This window comes from Psychrobacter sp. (assembly GCF_036731945.1).
Lineage (GTDB): Bacteria > Pseudomonadota > Gammaproteobacteria > Pseudomonadales > Moraxellaceae > Psychrobacter.
Map to the genome: position 1 here is coordinate 16,556 of NZ_DAINDI010000033.1, position 3,925 is coordinate 20,480.

Below are 3,925 nucleotides of genomic sequence, written 5' to 3' on the forward strand. Positions count from 1 at the left end.
GATTACTGTAGTCACTGTGATTGGTTTACAAATGGCGACCTTGCTTGCTGGCGCTATTATCACCGAGACCATTTTTAGTTGGCCGGGCGTAGGTAATTGGCTACTCGATGGCTTTTTTACCCGTGATTACCCTATTGTGCAAAACGGTATTTTATTGGTCGCCACCGCCTTGATTTTAGTCAGTTTATTTATTGACATTTTATATGGTTTGATCAATCCGCGTATTCGACATACCTCTTAATTTGATAATGATAAATACCCATATTATAAATAGTGGTGATACGCGCTTGCATGATTTAGAGCAATTTTTAGTAAATCCTCAATTTTTCAAGAAATGAGGTTCTAAATGCTCTCAGCGCTAGCCACTATAGGAACTACTCATGAAGCCTTCTGTTCTTCCCTCTGATCTCAATCTGATAGGCGCCGCACCGCCGTCATCTTTGCAGTTATTTTTGTCAACATTTTGCCGAAATAAAGGTGCGGTACTGGGCTTTCTTGTCTTAGCCTTGATGGTCATTATTGCCATACTTGCGCCAGCCCTTGCGCCCCATGACCCTTATGAGTTATTTACCGGTCAAGAGCAATTACCGCCCGCCTTTTTAAGTGGGGGCGATAGCATGTTTTGGCTGGGTACTGATGATGCCGGCCGCGATACGTTATCGCGGGTAATGTATGGCGCACGCTATTCTTTGTTTATCGGACTAAGTGCCACAACCCTTGCGATGTTGGTCGGGATTTCTTTAGGACTGAGCGCGGCGTTTTGGCCAAAGGTTTGGGGCAAAGCGGTGATGTTGGTCAATGATATTTTGATGTCTTATCCAAGCTTACTATTGGCGATTATTATTGCGGCTATTTTAGGCCCTTCTATGACCAATACCATTATTACCATTGCACTGGTTTGTACGCCGCCGTTTATTCGCTTAACGCGGGCAACGGCGATGGTCGAGCTACAGCGTGAGTATTTTATCGCCTCGCAAGTGATGGGTGCTGGCGTGCTACGGTTATTATTTATCACTATTTTACCCAATTGTATGGCACCGCTTATCGTCCAGGCAACAATGATTTTTTCCTCTGCCATTTTAGAAGCTGGTGCGATTGGTTTCTTAGGCTTTGGCGTGCAACCACCAGATGCTGAATGGGGTGCGATGCTTGGTACGGCGCGGCAATATATTCAAAGTAATGTTTGGCTTGCCATTTGGCCCGGCGTCGCTATTTTCCTAGCTGCCCTGTCAATCAACTTGACGGGTGATGGCCTACGCGATGCGCTAGATCCAAAATTAAAGCAGGTGACCTAAATGACTGATACGTTAAATACAACCGTCACTACTGAAAATTCGATGACTGGTTCATTAAAAAAAGAAGCACCACTCTTATTGGATATTGAAAATCTTTCAGTCACCTTTGGTCAAGGCGCGCGCGCTTTTCGCGCCGTCGATGATGTATCGTTGAAAATCACCCAAGGTGAAGTTCTCGCTGTCGTTGGGGAATCCGGTTCAGGAAAGTCAGTCACTATGATGGCACTCATGGGCTTATTGCCGCCTTCTGCAACCGTTCGCGCACAGCGGGTGATATTTGACAATAAAGACATGCTGAGTATGTCCGCCAAAGAAAAACGCGGCATCATTGGCAAAGACATTTCGATGATTTTTCAAAACGCCATGTCCTGCCTAAATCCGAGCTTTACCGTTGAGATGCAATTGGGTGAAGTACTGCGTAAACACCTTGGCTTACGCGGTTCGGCGGTTCGTACACGCATATTAGAGCTGCTCGAATTGGTTGAGATGCCCGATGCCAAAAACCGACTGAAAGTTTATCCGCATCAATTATCAGGCGGTATGAGTCAGCGTATTATGATTGCCATGGCCATTGCCTGCGAGCCAAAACTACTCATCGCTGATGAACCCACCACCGCGCTTGACGTCACCGTACAAGCGCAAATTATGGATTTGCTTGGTCGCTTACAACGCGAAAAACAGATGGCCATGGTGCTGATCACCCATGATTTGGGTTTAGTCGCGCAAAATTCACGTGATGTCGCCGTTATGTATGCCGGACAAGTGGTTGAAACCAGTACAGTTCCGGAGATTTTCCAGCATCCTGCTCACCCTTATACCGATGCTTTACTGCAAGCGATTCCCGAGTTGGCTATCGGCCAAGACAGGCTCAATAGCTTACCGGGTGTGGTACCAAGCCAATATGACCGTCCAAGTGGCTGTTTGCTCTCGCCTCGTTGTCCGTATAAAGAACCCGCTTGCGAAGTGCCTCCGCCTATTTTAGAGACGCCTACTGGCAAAGTGCGCTGTATTCACGCCGAACTACCAAGCTTACCTACTCGCATTTCTACCCCGCACCCTGCTACTTTGGAGTCCCAAGTATGAGTAATAAAGTGGTCTTAAAAGCAGACAATTTACACAAGCATTACCCAGTATCCCAAGGGTTAGGCAAACCGAAAGCTTATGTTAAAGCGTTAAATGGCATCTCGTTTGAGCTTCAAGCGGGCAAAACACTTGCTGTCGTAGGTGAGTCAGGCTGTGGCAAATCGACACTTGCCCGCCAATTAACCCTAATTGAAGAACCGACTGATGGCGAGCTGTTTATCAACGATGAGGCGACCACTGGCTATAGCAGAAAAGCGTTAAAAGATTTGCGCACCGAGATTCAGATGGTATTCCAAAACCCTTATGGCAGTCTCAACCCGCGTCATACGATCGGTTATCAATTAACCGAGCCATTAGATATCCATACCAAACTGTCAAAGGAAGATAAGCGCGAAAAAATAAACGAGATGATGAGAAACGTCGGTCTACGTCCCGAACATGCTGGCCGTTTTCCGCATATGTTTTCGGGTGGTCAGCGCCAACGTATTGCCCTCGCCCGCGCCATGATGCTCAATCCAAAAATTGTCGTCGCTGATGAACCGACCTCAGCGCTCGATGTATCGATTCAAGCGCAAGTATTGAATCTATTTATGGACTTGCAGGACGAGTACCATACGGCGTATGTTTTTATTTCACACAACTTATCCGTAGTCCGCCATGTCGCCGACGATGTGATGGTCATGTATTTAGGTCAAGCCGTCGAACATGGGCCAAAAGAAGCCATTTATAACGCGCCAAAGCATCCTTATACCATCGCTTTACTGGCGGCTGCGCCAACTGTCAGTGGACATAAAAATGAGTTAACGCTACATGGTGAGCTACCAAGTCCACTAAATCCGCCAAGTGGCTGCGCCCTACATAAACGCTGCCCTTATGCCAAACCTCAATGCAGTGAAGTAGAACCAAAGCTGCGCGAATGGGATGGCCGCTTGGTTGCGTGTTTACGTTTGGAAGAAATTTATGGTTAGGATAACTATCACCTAATTAATACTCACCACACCTCGACACTTAGGAAATTGACTGCAACCAAAAAAGGTCTGACCTTGCTGCTGACCTTTTTTAGCAACGCGCTTGACCATCTCACCATTACACTTCGGACAAACGGGAGTATTATCAGAACCGATTGACGCTTCAACTGGCTCGATAATAGAAGCCTCCCTAGTAGAAGCTTTCTCAATCTTCGGCTCTGACTCCAAAACCTCAAATGGGTTAATAAAGACATTATCATCATTATTGAGTTGAGAGATAGGCAGCACATTGCTAGAAGAGACAATCGGTACATCGACCGCTTCAACTTCCGTTTGCCCAGACCATCGCAGTACTTCTCTGCTTTGAAGAATGGTCTTTTTAGGAGGTTGTTTTGCTATTAATTCAGGCGCAGGCTGATTCGCTGATGTAGTAACTGACTTAGCATTTGGTTTATCACTAGCTTGCTTGTTTGACGGATTATGCTTCTCTTTTAAATAGGCTTTATGCGCTCTGTTAGTACGCCAAGTCTTGCTAAATCGATTGTTTTCAATTTGCTCAACAATGGCTTTGATTTCTTC

Annotated in this window: 5 protein-coding genes; 4 read left to right on the forward strand and 1 reads right to left on the reverse strand. The window is 46.2% G+C overall.

Going from position 1 to position 3,925, the window contains the following annotated elements:
* The 4 genes from V7D75_RS08320 to V7D75_RS08335 form a co-directional block, all read left to right on the forward strand.
* Window positions 1-241, forward strand: a 241-nt coding sequence (locus V7D75_RS08320; protein WP_333614188.1) for an ABC transporter permease subunit, incomplete at its 5' end; no start/stop codon positions are given.
* A gap of 139 nt (window positions 242-380) precedes the next feature.
* Complete coding sequence (locus V7D75_RS08325; RefSeq protein WP_333614189.1) at window positions 381-1,295, forward strand: ABC transporter permease; 915 nt, start codon at window positions 381-383, stop codon at window positions 1,293-1,295.
* Window positions 1,296-2,378 (forward strand): ABC transporter ATP-binding protein, encoded by a 1,083-nt coding sequence (locus V7D75_RS08330; RefSeq protein ID WP_333614190.1) that lies wholly within the window; start codon window positions 1,296-1,298, stop codon window positions 2,376-2,378.
* Window positions 2,375-3,346 (forward strand): peptide ABC transporter ATP-binding protein, encoded by a 972-nt coding sequence (locus V7D75_RS08335; protein WP_333614191.1) that lies wholly within the window; start codon window positions 2,375-2,377, stop codon window positions 3,344-3,346. The genes V7D75_RS08330 and V7D75_RS08335 overlap by 4 nt, the downstream gene beginning before the upstream one ends.
* A gap of 12 nt (window positions 3,347-3,358) precedes the next feature.
* On the opposite strand, the gene V7D75_RS08340 is transcribed toward V7D75_RS08335, so the two are convergent.
* Window positions 3,359-3,925, reverse strand: a 567-nt coding sequence (locus V7D75_RS08340; RefSeq protein WP_333614192.1) for a topoisomerase DNA-binding C4 zinc finger domain-containing protein, incomplete at its 5' end; no start/stop codon positions are given.

Coding starts and splice junctions, on each gene's coding strand:
- V7D75_RS08325 (WP_333614189.1), top strand. CDS start 381: ATGAAGCCTTCTGTTCTTCCCTCTGATCTCAATCTGATAGGCGCCGCA.
- V7D75_RS08330 (WP_333614190.1), top strand. CDS start 1,296: ATGACTGATACGTTAAATACAACCGTCACTACTGAAAATTCGATGACT.
- V7D75_RS08335 (WP_333614191.1), top strand. CDS start 2,375: ATGAGTAATAAAGTGGTCTTAAAAGCAGACAATTTACACAAGCATTAC.